The sequence below is a fragment of the Methylopila sp. Yamaguchi genome (assembly GCF_002897035.1).
Taxonomy (GTDB): domain Bacteria; phylum Pseudomonadota; class Alphaproteobacteria; order Rhizobiales; family Methylopilaceae; genus Methylopila.
Genome location: NZ_BAUX01000019.1, coordinates 1 through 20,364, shown reverse-complemented (window position 1 = coordinate 20,364; position 20,364 = coordinate 1). Strand labels below are relative to the sequence as shown.

General features: G+C 68.2%; 18 protein-coding genes. 16 read left to right on the top strand and 2 right to left on the bottom strand.

Going from position 1 to position 20,364, the window contains the following annotated elements:
• The first annotated feature begins 98 nt into the window (after window positions 1–98).
• The 13 genes from glnT (at window position 99) to METY_RS18035 (ending at window position 11,964) form a co-directional block, all read left to right on the top strand.
• On the top strand, window positions 99–1,385 hold the full coding sequence (gene glnT, locus METY_RS18090; RefSeq protein WP_103122783.1) for a type III glutamate--ammonia ligase: 1,287 nt from the start codon (window positions 99–101) through the stop codon (window positions 1,383–1,385).
• A gap of 316 nt (window positions 1,386–1,701) precedes the next feature.
• A complete protein-coding gene (locus METY_RS18085; RefSeq protein WP_103122782.1) occupies window positions 1,702–1,998 on the top strand; it encodes a hypothetical protein in 297 nt (98 codons plus the stop codon).
• The gene (locus tag METY_RS18080) at window positions 1,995–2,393 is read left to right on the top strand and encodes a hypothetical protein (protein ID WP_103122781.1); all 399 of its coding nucleotides are present in this window, start codon (window positions 1,995–1,997) and stop codon (window positions 2,391–2,393) included. Before METY_RS18085 ends, METY_RS18080 begins: the two co-directional genes overlap by 4 nt.
• A gap of 35 nt (window positions 2,394–2,428) precedes the next feature.
• Window positions 2,429–2,599, top strand: coding sequence for a hypothetical protein (locus METY_RS21275; RefSeq protein WP_244593728.1), 171 nt, complete (start codon window positions 2,429–2,431; stop codon window positions 2,597–2,599).
• The gene (locus METY_RS18075) at window positions 2,599–4,026 is read left to right on the top strand and encodes an APC family permease (RefSeq protein WP_200819728.1); all 1,428 of its coding nucleotides are present in this window, start codon (window positions 2,599–2,601) and stop codon (window positions 4,024–4,026) included. Before METY_RS21275 ends, METY_RS18075 begins: the two co-directional genes overlap by 1 nt.
• Window positions 4,027–4,030: 4 nt before the next feature.
• Window positions 4,031–4,750 (top strand): hypothetical protein, encoded by a 720-nt coding sequence (locus tag METY_RS18070; protein ID WP_103122780.1) that lies wholly within the window; start codon window positions 4,031–4,033, stop codon window positions 4,748–4,750.
• Complete coding sequence (locus METY_RS18065) at window positions 4,716–5,057, top strand: hypothetical protein (RefSeq protein ID WP_244593727.1); 342 nt, start codon at window positions 4,716–4,718, stop codon at window positions 5,055–5,057. Before METY_RS18070 ends, METY_RS18065 begins: the two co-directional genes overlap by 35 nt.
• A 279-nt stretch (window positions 5,058–5,336) precedes the next feature.
• On the top strand, window positions 5,337–6,962 hold the full coding sequence (locus METY_RS18060) for an APC family permease (protein ID WP_103122779.1): 1,626 nt from the start codon (window positions 5,337–5,339) through the stop codon (window positions 6,960–6,962).
• A gap of 107 nt (window positions 6,963–7,069) precedes the next feature.
• Window positions 7,070–7,672, top strand: a complete 603-nt coding sequence (locus METY_RS18055) for a dimethylamine monooxygenase subunit DmmA family protein (RefSeq protein WP_103122778.1) — start codon at window positions 7,070–7,072, stop codon at window positions 7,670–7,672.
• On the top strand, window positions 7,669–8,631 hold the full coding sequence (locus METY_RS18050) for a PDR/VanB family oxidoreductase (protein WP_103122777.1): 963 nt from the start codon (window positions 7,669–7,671) through the stop codon (window positions 8,629–8,631). The genes METY_RS18055 and METY_RS18050 overlap by 4 nt, the downstream gene beginning before the upstream one ends.
• Before the next feature lie 49 nt (window positions 8,632–8,680).
• A complete protein-coding gene (locus METY_RS18045; RefSeq protein ID WP_103122776.1) occupies window positions 8,681–9,721 on the top strand; it encodes a heme-dependent oxidative N-demethylase family protein in 1,041 nt (346 codons plus the stop codon).
• Between the two features lie 114 nt (window positions 9,722–9,835).
• Window positions 9,836–10,975 (top strand): aminomethyltransferase family protein, encoded by a 1,140-nt coding sequence (locus METY_RS18040; protein ID WP_103122775.1) that lies wholly within the window; start codon window positions 9,836–9,838, stop codon window positions 10,973–10,975.
• A 149-nt stretch (window positions 10,976–11,124) separates the two neighbouring features.
• The gene (locus METY_RS18035; protein WP_103122774.1) at window positions 11,125–11,964 is read left to right on the top strand and encodes a TorF family putative porin; all 840 of its coding nucleotides are present in this window, start codon (window positions 11,125–11,127) and stop codon (window positions 11,962–11,964) included.
• 149 nt (window positions 11,965–12,113) lie between these two features.
• Here METY_RS18035 and METY_RS18030 read toward each other — a convergent pair whose 3' ends face one another.
• Entirely contained in the window at window positions 12,114–14,462 is a 2,349-nt protein-coding gene (locus METY_RS18030) for a PAS domain S-box protein (protein ID WP_103122773.1), read from the bottom strand.
• Between the two features lie 203 nt (window positions 14,463–14,665).
• On the opposite strand from METY_RS18030, the gene METY_RS18025 reads away from it, so the two are divergent.
• Genes METY_RS18025 through METY_RS18015 form a run of 3 tightly spaced genes read left to right on the top strand, consistent with a single transcriptional unit; the run spans window position 14,666 to window position 18,442 of the window.
• A complete protein-coding gene (locus tag METY_RS18025; protein WP_103122772.1) occupies window positions 14,666–15,184 on the top strand; it encodes a (2Fe-2S)-binding protein in 519 nt (172 codons plus the stop codon).
• Window positions 15,181–16,197 carry an FAD binding domain-containing protein gene (locus METY_RS18020; RefSeq protein WP_103122771.1) on the top strand — a complete coding sequence of 339 codons (1,017 nt, stop codon included), beginning with the start codon at window positions 15,181–15,183 and terminating at the stop codon, window positions 16,195–16,197. The genes METY_RS18025 and METY_RS18020 overlap by 4 nt, the downstream gene beginning before the upstream one ends.
• A 13-nt stretch (window positions 16,198–16,210) precedes the next feature.
• Window positions 16,211–18,442: a xanthine dehydrogenase family protein molybdopterin-binding subunit gene (locus METY_RS18015; RefSeq protein ID WP_103122770.1), complete on the top strand. Its 2,232-nt coding sequence runs from the start codon at window positions 16,211–16,213 to the stop codon at window positions 18,440–18,442.
• 43 nt (window positions 18,443–18,485) lie between these two features.
• Here the strand turns inward: METY_RS18015 and METY_RS18010 are convergent, their stop codons facing one another.
• Window positions 18,486–20,054, bottom strand: coding sequence for a CYTH and CHAD domain-containing protein (locus METY_RS18010; protein ID WP_160147388.1), 1,569 nt, complete (start codon window positions 20,052–20,054; stop codon window positions 18,486–18,488).
• Between the last annotated feature and the right edge of the window lie 310 nt (window positions 20,055–20,364).

Below are 20,364 nucleotides of genomic sequence, written 5' to 3'. Positions count from 1 at the left end.
CGGCCGGCGCCTCGCACTTGGTTGGAACGCCGAAGGAGAGAGCCGTGAACATTGAGGTTAGACCCCAAAAAGGGGCGATCGAGGGGACTGCAGTGGCGATGGATCTTTCCGAAACCGCGCGCGAACGCGGCATCAAATACTTCCTCATTTCCTACACCGACCTGTTCGGCGCGCAGCGCGCCAAGCTGGTCCCCGCCGCCGCGATCGGCGACATGCAGAAGGCGGGGGCCGGTTTCGCGGGCTTCGCCACCTGGCTCGACATGAGCCCGTCGGACTCCGACCTGTTCGCGAAGCCCGATCCGGATAGTCTGATCCAGCTGCCGTGGAAGCCAGAGGTCGGCTGGCTCGCCGCCGATCTCTGGATGGACGGCAAGGAAGTCGATCAAGCGCCGCGCAACCTCCTGAAGCGCCTGATCGCCCGGTCCGGCTACCAGATGAAATCGGGCATCGAGCCCGAGATGTTCCTGGTCAACTCCGATGGCACCCTGATCTCGGACCCTGCCGACACCGCCGAAAAGCCCTGCTACGACCAGCAGGCGCTGATGCGGCGCTACGACGTGATCACGGAAATCTGCGATGCGATGCTTCAGCTCGGCTGGGGCCCCTACCAGAACGACCACGAGGACGCGAACGGCCAGTTCGAGATGAACTGGAACTACGGCCCGGCGCTGCAGACCGCCGACCAGCACGCGTTCTACAAGTTCATGGCGAAGTCGATCGCCGAGAAGCACGGTCTGCGCGCCACCTTCATGCCGAAGCCGTTCCTGAACCTCACCGGCTCGGGCTGCCACGCCCACGTGTCGATGTGGGAGGGCGGGAAAAATCTGTTCGCGGACCCCGCCGGGGAGCTCGGCGTCAGCCAGCTCGGCTACCACTTCATCGGCGGCCTGATGCACAACACCGACGCGATCTGCGCGCTCACCAACCCGACGGTGAACTCGTACAAGCGCATCAACGCGCCCCGGACGACGTCGGGCGCGACCTGGGCGCCGAACTCGATCACCTACACGGGCAACAACCGCACCCACATGATCCGGATCCCGGACGCGGGCCGGTTCGAGTTCCGCCTGGGTGACGGCGCGGCCAACCCCTACCTCCTGCAGGCCGCGATCCTGGCGGCCGGTCTCGACGGCATCGAGAACAAGCGCGACCCGGGCAAGCGCCTCGACATCAACATGTACACGGACGGCCACACGGTCACGGACTGCAAGAAGCTGCCGCTCAATCTTCTCGACGCGATCCGGACGTTCGAGTCCTCGCCCGCCACCAAGGCGATGTTCGGCGAAGAGTTCGTCACCGCCTACGCCAAGCTGAAGAACCAGGAGTGGAACAACTACGCCCGGCACCTCACGCAGTGGGAGCGGGACAACACGCTGGACTGCTGAACGCCCGGCCGGAGGGCTTAAGTCCTCAGATGGCGCGTCATGCCCCGGCTTATTCGGGGCATCCAGCCAGTCGCAGCGGGCGTTCGACGAGGACGTCTCGAGAAAGCCAGAGCTCCTTCCCCCGGGAGAGCATGAGAGAGCGTCGGAGCCGCACGGCTCCGGCGCTTTTTCGTTGCGCGGAGACTGGAGCGATCGCGGCTCGAATTGACGCGATGCACAACAGTTAGGCGATTGACGGCGCGTATTTAGTCAGTACGTTTCTCTTTAAGACTAAAAATATCTCCGCAGGAAAACGCTGCGGCTGGGGAGAACGTCTATGACGGAGCAAGATCCCCGCGTCCGAACCATGTTCGGGCGCGACCGAGCGGCTGCGTGGATCGCCGTTGGCCTTGTCTGGGCCACCTACGCCTTCGTGTTCTGGCGCATGACCGGCGCCTTCGCCGAAACCGGCCTGACGGCGCTCATGGCGGTTCTCGCCGGCGTCGTCCTCTTCCTCAACACAGCGGCCGTGCTGGCGTTGCTGCGGCACTACGAGGAGGACAAGGCCGCGATCTACGGCGCCGACATCTACTACCTCGACCGCATCGCCGCCGAACGCAGAGCCGCCCGATGAGCCGGCGCCCCTACGAGCCGCCGAAGCAGTCGGTGTTCGGTCAGATCGTCGACGCGGTGCTGATGCTCGGCCTCGTCGTCGTCACCCTCTACCTGCCGCTGCTGCTCGGCCTCGCCGGCGGCGGCTCAACGACCACCGCCTACGACAATCCAAGCTGGGAGACGCTCAAGCAGAACCCGACCATGGCCGCGCAGTGGGAGAAGCTTGGCTTCACGCCCGAAAGCGCCGCCGCAATCATCGGCGCGCGGTTCGACTACAGCGTCTCCTGGATGGCTTTCGCCGTCACCGCGCTGGTGATCGTCGTCTATTTCGTCGCGATGCTGCGCTGGTCCGACAGGGAGTACCGCGAGGTGATCGCGGAGCGCTTCGACGACGGCGAGCGTCCGTCCGCCTGAACCGCCTTTCCTCCTCCGAATCGATGGAGCGCCGGATGCTGACGATCCTGAACCTCGGCGCCTGGGCGGTCTCGGCCGTCCTCGCGCTCTGGATGGCCTGGGACATGTTCAAGACGAACCGGTCCTACAGCGAGGACTACCTCACCTCCTCCGCGGAGGGCGACATCATCGACGCCGAGATGGCGGAAACGGCGGCGAGGACCTGATGACCGACATCAGCCACCCGATCGCAGGCGCCGTCGCCGGCGCGCCCGCCGCGCCCGCGCCACGCCGCGTCGCCCTCAAGCGCGTGCTCGGCCCCGCCCACGTCTGGGGGCTTGGCGTCGGCATCGTGCTCGTCGGCGAGTTCATGGGCTGGAACTTCGCGGTCGGCAAAGGCGGCGCGATCGCGGCGCTCACCGCCTGCTGGCTTGCGGGCATCCTCTACACCTGCGTCGCGATGATCGACAGCGAGATCACCTCGACGGTCGCGGCCGCGGGCGGCCAATACGCCCAGGCCAAGCACATCATCGGCCCGCTCGCCGCGTTCAACGTCGGCCTCTACCTCGTCATGGCCTACACCATGCTCGAGGTCTCGAACGCGATCGTCACCGGCGACCTGATCGAGGCCTTCTCCCACAACATGGGCCTCGTCGGCGACGTCGACAAACGCGCCTTCATGGTGCTGACGATCGTCTTCCTGTCGTGGCTGAACTACCGCGGCGTGCTGGCGACGCTGACGCTGAACCTCGTCATCACCGCCATCGCCTTCGCCGCCATCGTGACCTTGTTCGTCTACGCCCAGCCTTGGGCGCCCGGCGAAACCCTGAAGCACGGCGAGCTGCTGACCGGCCTGCCCTACGGCGGCCTCGGCATCCTCGCGGCGATGCACTTCGGGCTGTGGTTCTACCTCGGCATCGAGGGCACCACGCAGGCCGCCGAAGAGGTGCGTTCGCCGGCCCGCGCGCTGCCGCTCGGCACGCTCACCGGCATCATGACGCTGCTGATCGCGGCGACGCTCACCTGGTACGTCGGCACGGGCCTGATGCCCTGGGAGTACCTCGGCCAGGCGGTGACGCCGCTCTATGACGCGGCCCGCCTCACCGGCAGCGCGCCGCTCGAGATCTTCCTGTTCTTCGGAACGCTTTTCGCGACCGTCGCCTCCGCCAACGGCTGCGTGAACGACGCCTCCCGCGCGTGGTTCGCCATGGGCCGCGACCGCTACATGCCGGTCTGGTTCGGGGCGGTCCATCCGACCTACCGCACCCCCTACCGCGCGATCGTGTTCTTCGCCCCGATCGCGATCCTCTTCGCCATCTCGACGCCGCTCGACCAGACGATCACCTTCTCGATCCTGTCCGGCCTGCTCGGCTACACCACCATGGCGCTCAGCATCGTGATGTTCCGCCGCAAGTGGCCGCTTGGCTCCATTCCCCGCGGCTTCGTGCACCCGCTGCATCCGCTGCCCGCCGTGCTGCTTCTGCTGCTCTGCTCGGTCACCTACGCCGCGGTCTTCCTCGGCTACGGCACGCAGTTGCTTGCGATGATGGCGTTCTACATCGCCGCCTCCGCCTGGTTCGTCCTGCACCGCTACAAGTATGTCCGGCGCGGCGACCAGTTCACCATGGCCTGGCCTAAGCCGAGGGGGTACTGAGTCCATGGCGAGCGCCACGCTCCTCGCGCTGGCCTTGAGCGTCGTGGTCTTGGGCGTCGTGCTCTTCGCCGCGGTCGCCCTTCGCCGGGCGGGACGCGCCGAAGCCCTCCGTCGCGCGGGGCGCCTCGACGCCTGCGCCAATCTGCTCGACGGCTGCGTCCGCTCGATCGATCGCTCAGGGGACCCCGTGCTGCGGGGGCGCTACGGCGGCGGCAAGGCGGCGTTGCGGGTTTTCGCCGAGCAGCTCGCCTTCCGCCGCCTGCCGCAGCTCTGGCTCGCGGCGACCGTCCGGGCGGACCTCGCGACCTCCGCGACGCTCGACCTCGTCCGCCGGCCGACCGGCGCCGAGTTCTTCTCGGCGGGCTTGGCCCTGCCCCGCCGCTGGGCGCCGCCTGAAGGCTGGCCGCAGGACACCCGCATCTGCGGCTCGGCCGACGCCGGCGCCCTGCTCGCCGCGCTGACCGACCGCCTCGCGGCGCCGCTCGCGGATCCGCGGCTGAAATCCATCCTCGTCACCCCTCGAGGCGTGCGGGTCGTCCGGCAGGCGGCGCAGGGGAGCCGGGGCGCGTACCTGCTGTTCCGCGACATGCGCTTCCCGAAGGCGAGCGTGACGCGCCACGACGCGGCCGCCGCCCTCGACCTCGCCCTACAAATCGCCGCCGCTTTGGCGCCAGCAACGAGAGACGCTCATGAAAGCGACCGCCTCGACGTCCGCGCCGCGTGATCCCCGCCTCGTTCTTATCGTCGGCGCGCTGCTGCCGGGCTTCGGACATGTCCTCATCGGCAGGGCTGCGCGCGGTCTCGGATTCGCGCTGTTCACGATCCTGCTCGGATGGCTGACGGCGCGGTTCGCCGCCCCCGACGCCTCGATCATCGGCCGTCATGCGGGCGGGTTCTTCGTCTGGGCGCTGTCGCTGCCCGACGTCTATCGCGCCGCGCGGCTGGATTTCGAGCGCGCCCGACAGAGCGCTCGCGTCCTGCCTGCGGCGAGACGCTCCCGCCTAATTTTTCCTCATGGGAAAAACTTTTGACAACGATGCGCAGACCTGCATGATCCCCGGCGAGGTCGCGCGACGCCGCGCGAAGGACGTCCGCGAGGACGAAGGGACCTTCGATGTTCGCTGTCTGGCACGCCAGCCGCACGACGCACGACGCCGGGGCGCTTCGCTCCGGCGCCCGCCCCGCGACCTCATCGGCCAACTCCACGAGAACGCATCGCCGCGCCGGGAACGCTCCCGCCGACGGCCGCCGCGGAGCGCGCCTGAACGTCCGGCCGTCCGGCCGCGCGGTTTCTGGAACGGGGAAGAGCAATGAGCATCGCAACGGCCGACACGCCGGTCTCAGCCAACGACACGCACCAACTTAAACGCCACATCTCATGGACAGGCGCCTTCTGGGTGGCGAGCGGCGTGCCGCCGCTCGTGCTGTTCTCGATCGGCGGCATCGCCGGCACCACCGGCACGCCCGCTTTCGCCATCTGGGCGGCGTCCATGATGATGGGCTTCCTGCAGTCCTTCGTATACGCGGAGATCGCGGGCCTGTTCCCGAACAAGTCCGGCGGCGCCTCGATCTACGGCGCGGCCGCCTGGGTGCGCTACGCCAAGCCGATCGCCCCGCTGTCGGTGTGGTGCAACTGGTTCGCGTGGTCGCCGGTGCTGTCGCTCGGCTGCTCGATCGCCGCGGGCTACATCCTGACCGCCATCGCGCCTGACGCCGCCTCGTCGATCCGCACCTGGACGCTGGTGTCGGGCTCGCTCGGCCCGGTGTCCTTCTCGCTGAACTCGGCCTTCTTCATCGGCGCGGCGCTGATGCTCGGGACCTTCGCCGTGCAGCACCGGGGCATCCTGGGCACCGCTCGGGTGCAAAAGGTCGTCGGCGTTCTGGTGATCGTGCCGCTCGTCATCGTCGGCGTCGCGCCGCTGCTGCAGCACGGCGTGAACTGGTCGAACTTCCAGCCCTTCGTGCCGCTCGCGGAAGCCTACAAGCCGGAGCCGGGCGCGTGGAACATCCCGGGCTGGACGCTGGTGCTCGGCGGCATGTTCATCGCCGCCTGGTCGACCTACGGCTTCGAGACCGCGATCTGCTACACGAGCGAGTTCAAGGATCCCGCCCGCGACACGTTCAAGGCGATCTTCTTCTCCGGCCTGCTCTGCATCGCCGTGTTCGTGATCGTGCCGTTCACCTTCCAGAGCGAACTCGGCCTCACCGGCATGCTCGAGACACCGATCGTCGACGGCTCGGGCGTGGCGGCCGCGCTCGCGCACATGGTCGGCGGCGGCCCGATCATCGAGAACGCGCTGGTCATGCTCATGATCCTCGCGCTGATGCTCTGCCTGATGACCGCGATGGCGGGCTCGTCGCGCACGCTCTACCAGGGCTCCGTCGACGGCTGGCTGCCGAAGTATCTTTCCTACGTGAACCACCACGGCGCCCCGACCAACGCCATGTGGACCGACCTCGTCTTCAACCTGGTCCTGCTCGCGATCGCCTGCGCCGACGCCACCTCGTTCTTCTTCATCCTGGCGGTGTCGAATTGCGGCTACATCATCTTCAACTTCCTGAACCTGAACTCCGGCTGGATCCACCGCATCGACAGCGGCCACATCCCGCGGCCCTACAAGGCGCCGACCTTCATCATCGCTCTCGGCGCCGTGTTCGCCTTCGTCAACGCCGTCTTCATGGGCGCGGGCGCCAAGGTGTGGAACCCGTACGCGCTCTGGGCCGGCCTGATCACGGCGGCGCTCATCATCCCGGTGTTCTTCTTCCGGCACTACGTGCAGGACAAGGGCAAGTTCCCGGCGAAGATGCTCGAGGACCTGCAGGTCGGCGGGGAGGTCGGCGCCAAGATGCCCAAGAAGGCGGGCATGCTGCCGTACATCACGCTGCTGGCGGGCGTCGCGACCGTGCTGATCGCGAACGCGGTCTTCCAGTTCTGACGCGCTCGCCCGAGCCCGGGGGGGACATCGCTCCGGGCTCGGGCCTCGCCGGACGCGGACACGTCCGCGGTCCGTCCTGAAGATCTCTCGACGCTGGTTCCGAAGACATGCTGGTTTCCAACATCAAGAGCCGTCCGGTCTACGGAGGCCTGAAGGTCGACGACGCGGCGCGGCGACATCTCGTGGCGGCGGAGGGCGAAGGAGCCCTTGCGGTGCTCGCGGCCTTCGCCGGCCGCGCCGAAGCCACCGCCCGCGCGACCGTGCTCTATGCGCCCGGCGGCTCCGCCGGCGAGGATCACGCGGCCAAGCTTGCTGCGCTCGGTCTCGACGACCTCTTCGTCATGCCGTCGCAGGCGACGCTGATCACCCGCCTCAACGTCATCCTGGCGACCGCCACCATGGGAACGCGGCTCTACGCGGCGGGCGTCGAGGGCTTCATCGGCTCGGTGGTGGCGGCCGGGATGGCTCACGGGGTCGACCAGGCGTCGATCCGGACCGAACACCGCGGCTCGCTCGCCCGCCGAGTGCAGTGCGTCCATTGCAAGGGAATGACGGAGAACGTGACCGTATCCCCCGTCGTCTGCAGCCACTGCGGCATTCAGCTGCTCGTCCGCGACCACTTCTCGCGCCGGCTCGGCGCCTTTCAGGGCGTGTCCGTGAACGCCGAAACCCCCGGCGAAATTCCGCCAGCCGAGGAGCTCTACGCATGAGCGGCGGCGTCGAGATCCCCGTGCGCGTCGTCGCGATCGAGCAGGCGACGCCGACGGTAAAGCGCTTCAGCCTCGCCGCGCGCGACGGCGCTCCCCTCCCCCTCTACTCCGCCGGCGCGCATGTCGTCGTCGCGATGGACGCGGCCGACCGCCGCATCAAGAACCCCTACTCCCTGATCGACCGGTCGCCCGACGGCTCGACCTACCGCATCGGCGTGCTGCGCACCCAGCAATCGCGCGGCGGTTCGGCCTTCATGCACGAGCAGGTCGCGGTCGGGTCCGAGCTGACGATCACCATGCCGGTGAACCTGTTCCCGCTGAACCGGACCGGCCGGAAGCACCTGCTGATCGCGGGCGGCATCGGCGTCACGCCGATCTACGCCATGGCGGAGGAGCTCGCGCGCCAGAGCGTCGCTTACGAGATCCACTACGCGATGCGCGACTCCGCCCACGGCGCCTTCGCTGACGAGCTGGTCGCACGCCATGGAGACAGGGTCCGGCTCTACCGCGACGATTGCCAGGAGGTGATCGCCGTCGACCGCATCCTCCCCAACCAGCCGCTCGGCACGCATCTCTACGTCTGCGGCCCCGAGGGCATGATCAACGCGATCCTCGCCGGAGGCCGCGCGGCCGGCTGGCCGGAGGAGAACCTTCACGCCGAGCGCTTCCTCGCCCCTCCCGGCGGCTCGCCTTTCGCGCTGCGGCTCGCGAAGGCCGGGATCACCACCGAGGTGCGCGCCGACCAAAGCCTGCTCGAGGCGATCGAGGCGGCCGGCGTCGACGCAGCCTTCCTGTGTCGCGGCGGCGCCTGCGGCCAGTGCGAGACCAGGGTCGTCTCCGCCGACGGGGAGCTCGTTCATAACGACCACTTCCTGTCGGACGACGAGAAGGCGTCGGGCGCGAAGATCATGACCTGCGTCTCGCGGCTTAAGGGCCGCGAGCTGGTGCTGGACCTGTGACGATGGCGCGCGTCGCGAATGCTCACGAACTGAAGGCCGGAGGCCCCCGATGACCATCCAGTTCAAGAACGAAACGTTCCGGGACGACTTCACCTTTTCGAACTCGCCGGAGGCGATCCGTCGCTTTCCGTTCCCGTTCGACAAGGACCAGTACATGTACGCGGTCAACATCGAGCAGCACATGCCGGGGCCGGCGAAGTCGGCGACCGAGTTTCCCATCGACATCGACGAGCACTACGTCTCGGAGATGCGCGATCGGGCGCTGGTGCTGAAGGCGGACCCGCTGCGCTGCCAGTCGCTGCCGCACATGATCACGGCGGAATGGGACCTCGTCGAACTCCTGATGGAGTCGATGGCGAAGCACTACCCCGAGCACTTCACGCTGACCCGGGACGGCGACCGCTGGCATTGGATCAACCGGCCGCTTGAGATCGACCAGACCTTCACCTTCGGCGACGCGGCCACGCTGCCCTGCCCGCCGATGGAGTACGTCACCCGGCAGTGCCAGGGCGACTTCTGCCTGCTCGACCAGCGCAACGACAACCTCTGGATGGACGCCGGCATCGTCACGACGCAGGCGGACTGGTCGCTCGATTTCGACATGGGCATGAACTTCATGGAGTGGCACGGCCCGGTGCCGCTGGCCCATGACATGGGGGTGTTCGACCGGGCGCTGAAGTTCCTGCTCAACCTGCAGCAGGGCCGGCCCGTCCGCCGGCTGAACTGGACGATGACCGTCAATCCGCGGCTCGATACCAGCCCCGAGAACTACCACAAGTGGGGCATCGACCGGACCACGGTCACGCCGGAGAACGTCGGGAATAAGGTCCATCTGCGGGTGGAGCTGCAGGCGCTGTGGCGGCTGCCGCGTTCGAACGCGATTGTGTTCTCGATCCGCTGCTACCTCATCAAGATGGAGGAGCTGGTGACGATCCCGAAATGGGGTCGGCGCCTGCACCGGGTGCTGCGCGACCTGCCGCCGGAGCTCGTCGACTACAAGGGCCTGACGCGCTTCCGCGACACGACGGTCGACTACCTCGCGCGCCACGACGACGGCGCCCCGACCTCGCCGGGCTTCTTCCCGGACTGACCCGCCCCGCGCCGCGCGCGGCGCCCATCACACCCGGCTTCTCGACCCGGGCGGCCCGCCCGGTCGCCCCAGGGGCCGCTCGAGCCTCGTCATCTACCGGAAGGAACCGCCGCCATGGCCACCACCGCTGAAGACTTCCCGCGCAAGAACGCGCTGTTCTCCCGCCATCGCGACCTAGGCTCGCCGCTCGACAGCGACTGGAACGGCATGCCGATCCCCCAGAACTACGCGACCGACCCCTATGAGGAGGTGACGACCGTCCGCTCCAAGGCCGGACTCTTCGACGTCTCGGGTCTGCGGATGATCAACGTCTCGGGGCCGGACGCGGTTAAGGTGCTGAACCACATGCTGACGTCCGACATCGACGCGCTGGCGCCGGGCCAGTCGGCGATCTCCAACATCGTCAACGCGGACGGAGCGCTGATCGACGACGTGCTGGTCTACCGCGACGGGCCGGACGCCTACCGGCTGAGCCACGGCGGCGGCGCCCTGGAAGAGGTCATCGACGGCTTCTTCGAGGGATCGGACGCGAGCTGGGAGAAGGACGACGACGTCCACATCCTCTCGCTGCAGGGCCCGCTCGCGCTCGAGATCCTCGATCCGCATACCCCGTTCGAGCTCAAGACGCTCAAGTATTTCGAGCACGTCCGGACCGAACTGTTCGGCAAGCCCGTATCGCTCGCCCGCGGCGGCTATTCGGCCGAGCGCGGCTACGAAGTGTTCTGCTCCGCGGCCGACGCCCCGGTTCTTTGGGACGCAATCATGGAGGCGGGCAAACCCCATGGCGTCTGTGCGGCGTCGTGGTCGTGCCTCGACATCGTGCGAGTCGAGGGCGGACTGCTGTTCTTCCCGTTCGACATGCCGCAGGGAGATACCACCCCATGGGAGGTGGGCGCGGACTGGACCGTGAACCTGAACAAGCCCGACTTCCATGGCAAAGCCGCCCTTGCCGCAAAAAAGGGCAGCGAGCGGGTCGCGCAGGTCGGACTGGAGATCGACGCCCACGAAGCAATCGAACCCGGAGCGAAGATCTACAAAGATGGCGCGGAAGTGGGCATCGTAAACAGTACGACCTACAGTAAGCACCTGATGAAATCGATTGCGCTGAGCCACGTCACGCCAGAGCTGAAGGCGCTCGGGACGTCTCTCACGGTGAAGTCATCGCTTGGCGAATTCCCAGCCCACATCGTCCGGACGCCCTTCTACGACCCACATCGACTTCGCACCCACCCGCTCGACGAACGGGTTGCGTGACGACATTGTGTCGTCGCCATAGGTGTGGCGGAAAAGCATCTACGGGATGACCGTCGCGCCAAAGCACAAAAAAGGGGCTCGACTTAACGTCGGGCCTCCCCGATTTTCACTGCAACGAACTGAGGTTCCTTGCGGGTTGGGGAAGAGTTATGAAGACTGTCACGGGGTTTGCTTTCACGGCGCTGCTTTCGGCCACGGCCAGCCTGTCGGCGCTGTCCGTCGCGTCGGCGGCTGACCTCGCCGCCCCCGAGGCGGCGGTGATCGAGTCGGCCCCGTCGCCGATCGACGTCGCCTTCGGCGTCAAGTTCACCACCGACTACGTGTTCCGTGGCATCACGCAGAGCGACGGCGACCCGGCCGTTCAGGGCTACGCCGAACTTCAGGCCTTCGACTGGGTCTACGCGGGCATCTGGTCGTCCAGCGTCAACGGCTTCGTGACCGACCCCTCCGCGGAAGTCGATCTCTACGCCGGCCTGCGCCACACTTGGGACGCCTTCACTCTCGACGTCGGCGGCCTGTACTACTACTATCCGGGCGAAGCCGGACCGAAGCGCTTCCAGCTCGATTACTGGGAGATCTACGCCAAGCCGAGCTACGCGATCGGCGATCTGGCCTCGATCACCGGTAATGTCTACTGGACCAGCGACTACGTGAACACCGGCGCGGACGCGACGTACCTCTCCGCCATCGCCAAGGTTAACCTCCCGGTCGACTCCATTCCGGACGTGGGCTTCTACGTCTCCGGCGAGCTCGGCAAGCAGTGGATTGGCAAGACCAGCGACAAGTACGGCAACGTCAACCTGGTCAACTACCTCACCTGGAACGCCGGCATCGGCGCGACCTACAAGGCCGCGACCATCGAGTTCCGCTACTCGGACAGCGATCTGTCCCGCCGCGACTGCTTCACCAACGGCAACGCCCGCTACGCTTGTGGCGACCGCTACATGGTCAGCCTCTCGTTCGACACGGCCTTCAGCAAGCTGAAGTGATCGGCGCCGCCTGACGGCGGCCCCTTCCGAAACGACGACGCCGCGCCCCTTCGGAGCGCGGCGTTTTCGTTTGCCGTGCTGAAAGACGGGCGTCCCCGGCAGCCTCGCCTCCGCTGCGGCCGGCCGCGATCAGACCCGCCGCCTGACGGTCAGCTCTGGTCCTGCAGGCGCTCCAGCGGCACGTCGAGCGTGCACACCACGCCGGTCGGCGCGTAGTCCAGCCGCACGGCGCCCTCGAGCTGGCTCGCCAGGCCGCGCTCGAGAAGCCGAACGCCGAACCCCTTGCGGGTCGGCGGCTCCACTTCGGGCCCGCCGCTTTCCGCCCACACCAAGCGGACGATCTGGCGACCGGGGGCGCCGTCGAGCGTCCACTTGACCGAGACCACGCCCGCGGGCGTGGACAGCGCCCCGTATTTCGCCGCGTTGGTGCCGAGCTCGTGCATCATCAGCACCAGCGGCAGGGCGGCCTTCCGTCCGACCAGCACCTCCGGCCCGTCGGCCGTCAGGCGTTCCGGGCCGTCGAGATGGCTCTTGAGGGCCTCAACGACCACCCCCTCCAGCGGAGCCGCGGACACCGCTCCTCCCAGCAGCACGTCGTGGGCGCGCCCGAGCGCCACCAGCCGGCCCTCGAGCACGCGGCTCGCGCCTTCAAGTGTGCTCGCGCCGCGCATGGTCTGCGACGCGATCGCCTGGACCAGCGCCAGCAGGTTCTTCATGCGGTGGCTGAGCTCCTGGTTCAGGATCCGCTGCCGCTCTTCGGACAAGGCGCGCGCCGCCGCCGCCGCGGCTTGGTCCGCAGCCATCCGCACGAAGGCTACCGCCCCAGTGGTCCAGTCGCGAGGCTCCGCGGCATGGAGGAAGAACACCGACGCGAGACTCCCGCGCTCCCGGATCGGAACGTGCAGCATCGCGCGAATGCCGATCGCGGCGTAATCCGCGGCATGGTCCGCGGTGCGGGGGTCGGCGGCGACGTCGGAGACCGCGAATGCGTCATCATGGACGAGGGCCTGCGCCAGATCGCCAAACCGGTCGAGCGCGTGCACCCCGACCCCGCTTGCGAGATCGCCCGCCCGCCAGTCCGCTTTCACTTCGACCTCAGCTCCACGGGAATCGACCGTTCCGAAGCTCACCCGCGACAGACCCAGCGTGCGCCCGACGACCTCGCAGGCTATGCCGGCGATCACCCGCTCGTCGCTCTGATCGCGCATGCGGACGCCGAGTTCCGCCAGCGCGGCCTTGCAGGCCTTTTCCTCGCGCTCGCCCGTCACGTCTTCGATCATCGCGGTGGTCTGGATGCTTCCGCCGGCCAGCCGGCGGGAAACGAGGTTCACCCGCGCCCAGATGATGCGGCCGTCGCCGCGCCGGTAGCGCTTCTCAAGCAGCATGGTCATCAGCTCGCCGCGAGCCAGTCGTCCGTGCAGCTCCCTGCGCGCGTCGTCGTCCTCCTCGGGCGTCCAGCGCGCGACGGATTGACCGACGATCTCCTCCTTGCTGGCGCCCCAGATCTCGCAGAGCTTGTCGTTCACCCGAAGCGCCCGGGCGGTCACCGGGTCGAGCTGCACGATGCCGACGTTCGCGCCCTCGAACACGGAGCGGAACTGCTCCTCCGCCTCCGCGCGCTCCGTGAGGTCGAGCATCGCGCCGATCGCCCGGACGGCTGCGCCCTCGGCGTCGCGCACGGCCGTGCCGCGGTCGAGGACCATTGCGTAGCTGCCGTCCGCGCGGCGAAAACGGTACTCGCTGCGCCACTCCGCGCCCTTGGGGCCGAGAAAGGCCTGAAAGTCCGCGCTGACGCGGTCGCGATCGTCCGGGTGAATGTGGTCCATCCACCACGCGCCCGTCGGCTCGACATCCTCCAGCCGGTGGCCGTAGGCCGAGCTCAGGGCCTCGTTCCAGATCACCTGATCCGCGAGCAGGTCCCAGTCCCAGATCGCATCGTGCGTGACATGGCCCACGAGGTGATAGCGGCGGAAGGCCTCGTCTCCGCTCGCGATCGCACGGCGGAGAGCCAGCTGGGCTTCGACTTGGCGTCCCAGCGCCTTCAGGATCCTCGCCTGCCCGGGCGTGACGCCCTCCGGCCTTGGCTTGACGTCGAGAACGCACAGCGTCCCGAGCGCGTGCCCCTCCGGGCTGCGCAGCACCGCGCCGGCGTAGAACCGCAGATGGGGGTGGTCGACGACGAGGCGGTTGGCGCGCGTGCGCGGATCCTGCGTGAGATCAGGGATGACCAGCGTCTCGCGCTCGCTCAGGGCGTGCGCGCAGACCGACCGGTCGATCGGCGTCTCCTGGGCGTCCATGCCGATACGCGCTTTGAACCACTGCCGATCGCCGCTGACGAAGCTGACGAGCGCCGTCGGCGCCCCCAACGCTTCGGCGGCGATGGCGACGAGGTCGTCGAATCCCTTCTCGGGCGGCGTGTCGAGAATGGCGTAGCTCGCCAGCGCGGCCAGCCGGTCGGGATCGGCGACGTCCGCTGGGTCAGGAACGCGGTCGGGCATAGGGCTTGGAGAACTCGTCGGAGGGCGCCGGGCTTCGCGCGAGGCCGGTCGCCGCACGATAGCCGACCGCCGGTGGGCCGCAAACAGCATTCGCCGCACGAGCGGCCGGCGGGTGATTGGCTTGCTTCGGGAACCCGGCCGCGCTTCGAATTGTTTCAGTTCGAATCCCCAGCGCCGCCGCGCCGCTTTGCCAGGAGCATCCGATGGAAATTGACCGGTTGACCGCCGCGGGCCCCACCGCTGTGTCCATCGCGCTCAAAGTCAACGGCGTCGAGCGCCGGCTGGAGGTCCCACCCTCGGTGACCCTTCTGGATCTCTTGCGGGAAAGGCTCGACCTCACGGGCTCGAAGAAGGGCTGCGACCAGGGCCAGTGCGGGGCCTGCACGGTGCTCGTCAACGGGCGCCGCGTGAACGCCTGCCTTCAACTCGCGGTGATGAACGACGGCGCGGAGATCACCACGATCGAAGGCGTCGGCCAGCCCGGCGCTCTGCATCCGCTGCAGGAGGCCTTCATCGCCCATGACGCCTTCCAGTGCGGCTACTGCACGCCCGGGCAGATCTGTTCCGCCATCGGCATGATGAACGAGGGCCATGCCAAGACCGAGGCGGAAATCCGCGAGCTGATGAGCGGCAACCTCTGCCGCTGCGGCGCCTATGGCAACATCGTGGACGCGATCGAGGACGTGATGGGCCGAAGCGCCTTCAAGGAGGCCGCGGAATGATGAACTTCAGCTACACCCGGGCCGAGACCGTGGCCGAAGCCATCGCGGCCGTCGCCGGCGACCCCGCCGCACGTTTCATCGCCGGCGGCACCAATCTCGTCGACCTGATGAAGTACGACGTGATGAAGCCCGAGAGGCTGGTGGACATCACGCGTCTGCCGCTGCGCGAGATTGAGGCGACGGACGCCGGCGGCCTTCGGATCGGCGCGCTGGTTCCGAACTCCGACCTCGCCTACGACGCCCGCGTCCAGCGCGACTACCCGTTGCTCGCCAGCGCGATCCTGGCGGGCGCCTCCGCTCAGCTCCGGAACGCGGCGACCACCGGCGGCAATCTGCTTCAGCGCACCCGTTGCTACTACTTCTATGACGTTGCGACCCCCTGCAACAAGCGCGAGCCGGGCTCCGGCTGCGCCGCGAAGACCGGGGTTAACCGCGTGAATGCGATTCTCGGGACCAGCGAAGCCTGCATCGCGACCCACCCGTCCGACATGTGCGTCGCCCTCGCGGCGCTGGAGGCGACCGTTCATGTCGAAGGCCCGAACGGCCCCCGCGTGCTGCCCTTCGCCGAGTTTCATCGCCTGCCCGGCGACGCGCCGCAGCACGACAACACCTTGGCCCACGGCGAGATGGTCGTCGCCGTCGAACTCCCCGCTCCGAGGTTCGGGCGGAACCACACCTATCTCAAACTCCGCGACCGACTGTCCTACGCCTTCGCGCTTGTGTCGGTGGCCGCCGCTTTGGAGATGGACGGCGAAGGGATCGCCGAGGCCCGCATCGCGCTCGGCGGGGTCGCGCATAAGCCTTGGCGCGTGCCCGACGGGGAAGCCGTCCTGAAGGGAAAGCCCGCGACCCCTGACAGCTTCGGGGCGGCGGCGGACGTGATCCTTGCGGGGGCGAAGGGGTATGGCGGCAACGACTTCAAGATCGAGCTCGCGCGCCGCGCCATCGTCCGCGCTCTCGCGCAGGCCGCGGCGGGCGAACCGCAGGTCCAGTCCGACAAGACCGTGAACTGAGGGAGACCAGCCGATGTCCAACATCCATCCCTATGTCGGCCGCGCGACGTCGCGCGTCGACGGGCCGCTCAAGGTCTCTGGACTCGCCCAGTACGCGGCCGAATTCGGGGCCCCCGACCTTGCCTACGCCGCGGCTGTCCCGAGCGCGATCGCCAAGGGTCGCGTCACGTCGCTCGATGTCTCGGCGGCGCGTGCGGCGCCCGGCGTGATCGACGTGCTCAGCCACGAGAACAAGCTCGCTTTCCCCGAGGACGACGAACCCTTCAAGAACGACATGGTCGCCGTGCCGGGAAGCCCGTTCCGGCCCTTCCGAGACGACCAGGTGCACTACAGCGGCCAGGCGATCGCGCTTGTGGTGGCGGACACCCATGAGAACGCCCGCCATGCAGCCACCTTGGTGAGGGCGACCTACGCCGCCGAAACGCCAAACGTCGACGTGGCGTCGGCGGCGAACCACTACGAACCGCCGGAACCCAGAGACGGCATTCCGCCCACGCCCGAGCCGCGCGGCGACGCCGCCGGCGCCTTCGCCGCTGCGCCCGTCCAAGTGACGGCGGACTACCGGGTCGTGGCGGAACACCACAACCCGATGGAGCTGCAGGCGACGACGGTCGTGTGGGAAGGGGACGGGCGTCTCCTGATCCACAACAAGACGCAGGGCGTCGTAAACCCGAAGAACTACATCTGTTCGGTGTTCGGGCTCGACGAAGACAAGGTGCGGCTCGTCTCGCCCTTCGTCGGCGGCGCCTTCGGCATGGCGCTTCGCCCCCATTACGACGTCTTCCTCGCCGTGATGGCCAGCCTGAAGCTCCAGCGTTCAATCCGCCTCGTGCTGACGCGCGGGCAGATGTTTACGATGGGCTGGCGGCCGGACTGTCTGCAGACCGTGTCGTTCGGCGCGGACGCCGGCGGGCGGCTGACGTCGATCCAGCACCACGCGATCCAGGCGACCTCGCGCTACGAGGACTACCAGGAGCCGATCGTGAACTGGTCGGGCTTCCTGTACGACTGCGACAACGTCGCGCTCAAGTATGAACTCGGGAAGGTCGACACCCCGACTCCATCCGACATGAGGGCGCCGGGCGCCACGACCGGCGTGTTCGCGCTCGAGTGCGCGATGGACGAGCTGGCCTACGCGGCGAAGGTCGATCCCGTCGAGCTCCGGCTCATGAACTACTCCGACCGCGACAAGAACGACGACAAGCCGTTCTCCTCCAAGGAGCTGCGGGAAGCCTATCGGCTGGGAGCGGAGCGCTTCGGCTGGTCGAAGCGTTCGCCCGAGCCGCGTTCAATGCGGGAGGGCCGCGAACTGATCGGCTACGGCATGGCGACCGGCTGCTGGGAGGCGATGACCATGCCGCACAAGGCCCGGGCCACGCTGACCGCCGACGGCAAGCTCGAGGTCGGCTGCGCGACGGCCGACATCGGCACCGGCACGTACACGATCCTCGCGCAGATCGCCGCCGATGCGCTCGGGCTCGACATCGCGGAGGTCACGTCCCGGGTCGGCGACACCTCGCTGCCGATGGCGCCGGTCGAAGGCGGCTCCTGGGCCGCTGCGTCCGCGGGCTCCGCGGTGAAGAGCGCCTGTGAGACACTGAAGGACGAGCTGCTCAAGCGGGCACGCGGGATTGACGGCTCGCCATTGGCCAACGCCGGCCTGGACCACGTCGTCTTCGGAAACGGGCGCATCGCGCTCGCGTCCGACCCGGCGAAGGCGGTGTCGTTCGCTGACGTCCTGAAGGGGGCCGGCCTTGATAAGCTTGAGGCCGACGGCGGCTTCGAGCCGGACAAGGACTTCGCCCAGACCTACGCCGGCTACACCCACGCCGCCTGTTTCGTCGAGGTGCGCGTCGACGAGGATCTCGGCGTGGTCCGCCTCGCCCGCGTCGTGAGCGCGGTCGCGGCAGGCAAGATCCTGAACCCGCTCACCGCGCGCAGCCAGATCCTGGGCGGCGTGGTGATGGGCTGCGGCATGGCGCTTCACGAGGAGACGCTGTGGGACAAAACCCTCGGCCGCGTGATGAACGCCAATCTCGGCGAATACCACGTGCCGGCGCACGCCGACATTCCCGACATCGACGTGGTCTTCGTCGACGAGGAGGACGGCAGCAATCCGCTCGGCGTCAAAGGGCTCGGTGAGATCGGGATCGTCGGAACGGCGGCTGCGGTCGCGAACGCCATCTTTCACGCCACTGGCAAGCGCGTCCGCGAACTGCCGATCACGATCGATAAGTTGCTCTGATCCTCCACCCGGCGACGGAGCGCCGCGGCGTCGCCGCGCTCCGTCACTTCCAGAAGATCTTCGTGTCCCGCAGTTTCCGCAGACGCCGGTCCGCCTTGGCCAACGGCGCCTGCGCGCGGCCGCCGGTCGACCCAGCAATGACCCCGGCGGCGAGCCCGAGCGCGGCCTCCCCACGCTTCACCGCGTCGTGGCCGATGCGAAGCGCAAGGGGGCCCGAGGTGGCGATGTCGTTCAGCGTCCCGAGCGCGTCCAGCAGCTTCTTCAGCCTCCGGTCGAACCGCTCGAACCGTCGCCTGACGGCGGCGTCCCGCTGGTACAAGGGCGCAAAGAAGCCGACGGCGTACCGCAGCGCCTTCGCCTCGATGCGAGCGTCGTGGCGCTTCTCCGGGGTCAGCCGCACCAGCCCCTTGGCCTTCTTCTCGAATTTCGCGAAGCGCGCCGACAGCACCTCCGCCGCGAAGGTCTCGATCGGGGTCTTGCGGACTGCCTCGGTCTTGGGCGCGGTTCGCCACTCCCCGATCGCCATCCACTCCGCAAGATCAAACAGAGCCCCGCGCGCGCGCGGCGACCGCAGCGCGTCGAGGGCGGCGGCGTAAGCCTCCCTCCGGGACGCCTCGACCTCGTCCGCAAGCGGACCGACGTCGACGTGCCGTCCCGCGTCCGCGAGCGCGCCTTCGGCGAAGACGTCGAGATCCCGCGCCGCGCCGAGCGCATGCGCGAGCCATTTGATCTCACCCGCGACCACGGGAAGCCGCGCGTCGGACAGCGCCGGCCGAAAGATCTTCAGCGCCGAGCGCAGCCGCCGGAGCCCGACCCGCGCCTGATGCACCGCCTTGTCGTCTCCGCCCGCCAACAGCGCGTCCTCATTGCCGCGGAACTGCCGGACGCACTCGGCGAGCACCGCGACAGCGGACGTCGCCACATCCATGTCGGGCCTGACCGGCGACGCGCCCGCGGACACCGCGCCAAGCGGCTCCCCCGCAGCCAGACGAATTCCGCGCGCCGACTTCGACAACGTTGCGAGCCGCAACGGCGCATGGTCGGCGAGGTCGCGGGCGAGAGCGAACAGCGCTGCGGGTTCGCCGCGCTTGAGCTCGAGTTCGAGCTCCGCGAATGCGGCGACGCCCCCTCCCGCCTGAACGTTGGCGTCGTCGAGCGCGACCTCGATCGCCGCATCGTCGCGCGAGACGTCGAACACCGTCCGCCGTACGCGGGTGGTGACGACCGGTTCGAGCTCCTCGATGGTCACCCCACGCCCGACGACCGTTTCGACGAGGGCCGCGTCCTCAGCGTCTAGAACGGGAACATCCGCGTAGACGCGGCGCTCGCGCTCGAGCCGATCCGACATTCCGGCGCCGACCTCCCCCTGCTTAAGCGTCTGCACGCGCCACCGCCCTTCCCTGCGGACGCGCAGCGTGACGCCAGCCGCCGCGAGAGCGCGGTGCGGCGTATCGAAATAGACGCTCAGAAGCTTCGCCGTCCGGGCGCGGCGCACGGCGCCTGGCGTGTCCGCGAGCCGATCGGCCAGGGAGGCGAGGTCCTCGCGCGCCACGTCGAACTTCAGCTCCCGCTCGTGCGGATCGGACGGGGGCGAGACGACGGCGTTGGGCATGCGCAAGGCTCCTGCAGGCGGACCGGCGCGACGTCGAGCGTCGCGCCGCATCCGCGAAGACATGCTCTCATTGCCGTCGTGTGACGCTGTCATGATCAAGCGGCCTCGGGCGCCGAGGCGTCGCGCAAATCACCGGTCGCGTTCCGCCCGCCGTCTCGCGGGACGGTCCCCCCAAACCGTCGCGCCGCGAGGAAGATCGTCGATTCAAGTACTTAGCCTTCGCGCCAAGAACTTCTCGGCCTTCCGCTGCGTCGCAACACGGCTTTTCCACCGCCCGCCCACAGCCCCGCATTTTTTCGTGTGACGTCGT

Excerpts from the sequence above, each read along its gene's own strand:
- glnT (WP_103122783.1), top strand. The coding sequence starts at position 99 with ATGGATCTTTCCGAAACCGCGCGCGAACGCGGCATCAAATACTTCCTC.
- METY_RS18060 (WP_103122779.1), top strand. The coding sequence starts at position 5,337 with ATGAGCATCGCAACGGCCGACACGCCGGTCTCAGCCAACGACACGCAC.
- METY_RS18055 (WP_103122778.1), top strand. The coding sequence starts at position 7,070 with ATGCTGGTTTCCAACATCAAGAGCCGTCCGGTCTACGGAGGCCTGAAG.
- METY_RS18070 (WP_103122780.1), top strand. The coding sequence starts at position 4,031 with ATGGCGAGCGCCACGCTCCTCGCGCTGGCCTTGAGCGTCGTGGTCTTG.
- METY_RS18015 (WP_103122770.1), top strand. The coding sequence starts at position 16,211 with ATGTCCAACATCCATCCCTATGTCGGCCGCGCGACGTCGCGCGTCGAC.
- METY_RS18050 (WP_103122777.1), top strand. The coding sequence starts at position 7,669 with ATGAGCGGCGGCGTCGAGATCCCCGTGCGCGTCGTCGCGATCGAGCAG.
- METY_RS18080 (WP_103122781.1), top strand. The coding sequence starts at position 1,995 with ATGAGCCGGCGCCCCTACGAGCCGCCGAAGCAGTCGGTGTTCGGTCAG.
- METY_RS21275 (WP_244593728.1), top strand. The coding sequence starts at position 2,429 with ATGCTGACGATCCTGAACCTCGGCGCCTGGGCGGTCTCGGCCGTCCTC.
- METY_RS18085 (WP_103122782.1), top strand. The coding sequence starts at position 1,702 with ATGACGGAGCAAGATCCCCGCGTCCGAACCATGTTCGGGCGCGACCGA.
- METY_RS18020 (WP_103122771.1), top strand. The coding sequence starts at position 15,181 with ATGATGAACTTCAGCTACACCCGGGCCGAGACCGTGGCCGAAGCCATC.
- METY_RS18045 (WP_103122776.1), top strand. The coding sequence starts at position 8,681 with ATGACCATCCAGTTCAAGAACGAAACGTTCCGGGACGACTTCACCTTT.
- METY_RS18075 (WP_200819728.1), top strand. The coding sequence starts at position 2,599 with ATGACCGACATCAGCCACCCGATCGCAGGCGCCGTCGCCGGCGCGCCC.
- METY_RS18010 (WP_160147388.1), bottom strand. The coding sequence starts at position 20,054 with ATGCCCAACGCCGTCGTCTCGCCCCCGTCCGATCCGCACGAGCGGGAG.
- METY_RS18035 (WP_103122774.1), top strand. The coding sequence starts at position 11,125 with ATGAAGACTGTCACGGGGTTTGCTTTCACGGCGCTGCTTTCGGCCACG.
- METY_RS18040 (WP_103122775.1), top strand. The coding sequence starts at position 9,836 with ATGGCCACCACCGCTGAAGACTTCCCGCGCAAGAACGCGCTGTTCTCC.
- METY_RS18030 (WP_103122773.1), bottom strand. The coding sequence starts at position 14,462 with ATGCCCGACCGCGTTCCTGACCCAGCGGACGTCGCCGATCCCGACCGG.
- METY_RS18025 (WP_103122772.1), top strand. The coding sequence starts at position 14,666 with ATGGAAATTGACCGGTTGACCGCCGCGGGCCCCACCGCTGTGTCCATC.
- METY_RS18065 (WP_244593727.1), top strand. The coding sequence starts at position 4,716 with ATGAAAGCGACCGCCTCGACGTCCGCGCCGCGTGATCCCCGCCTCGTT.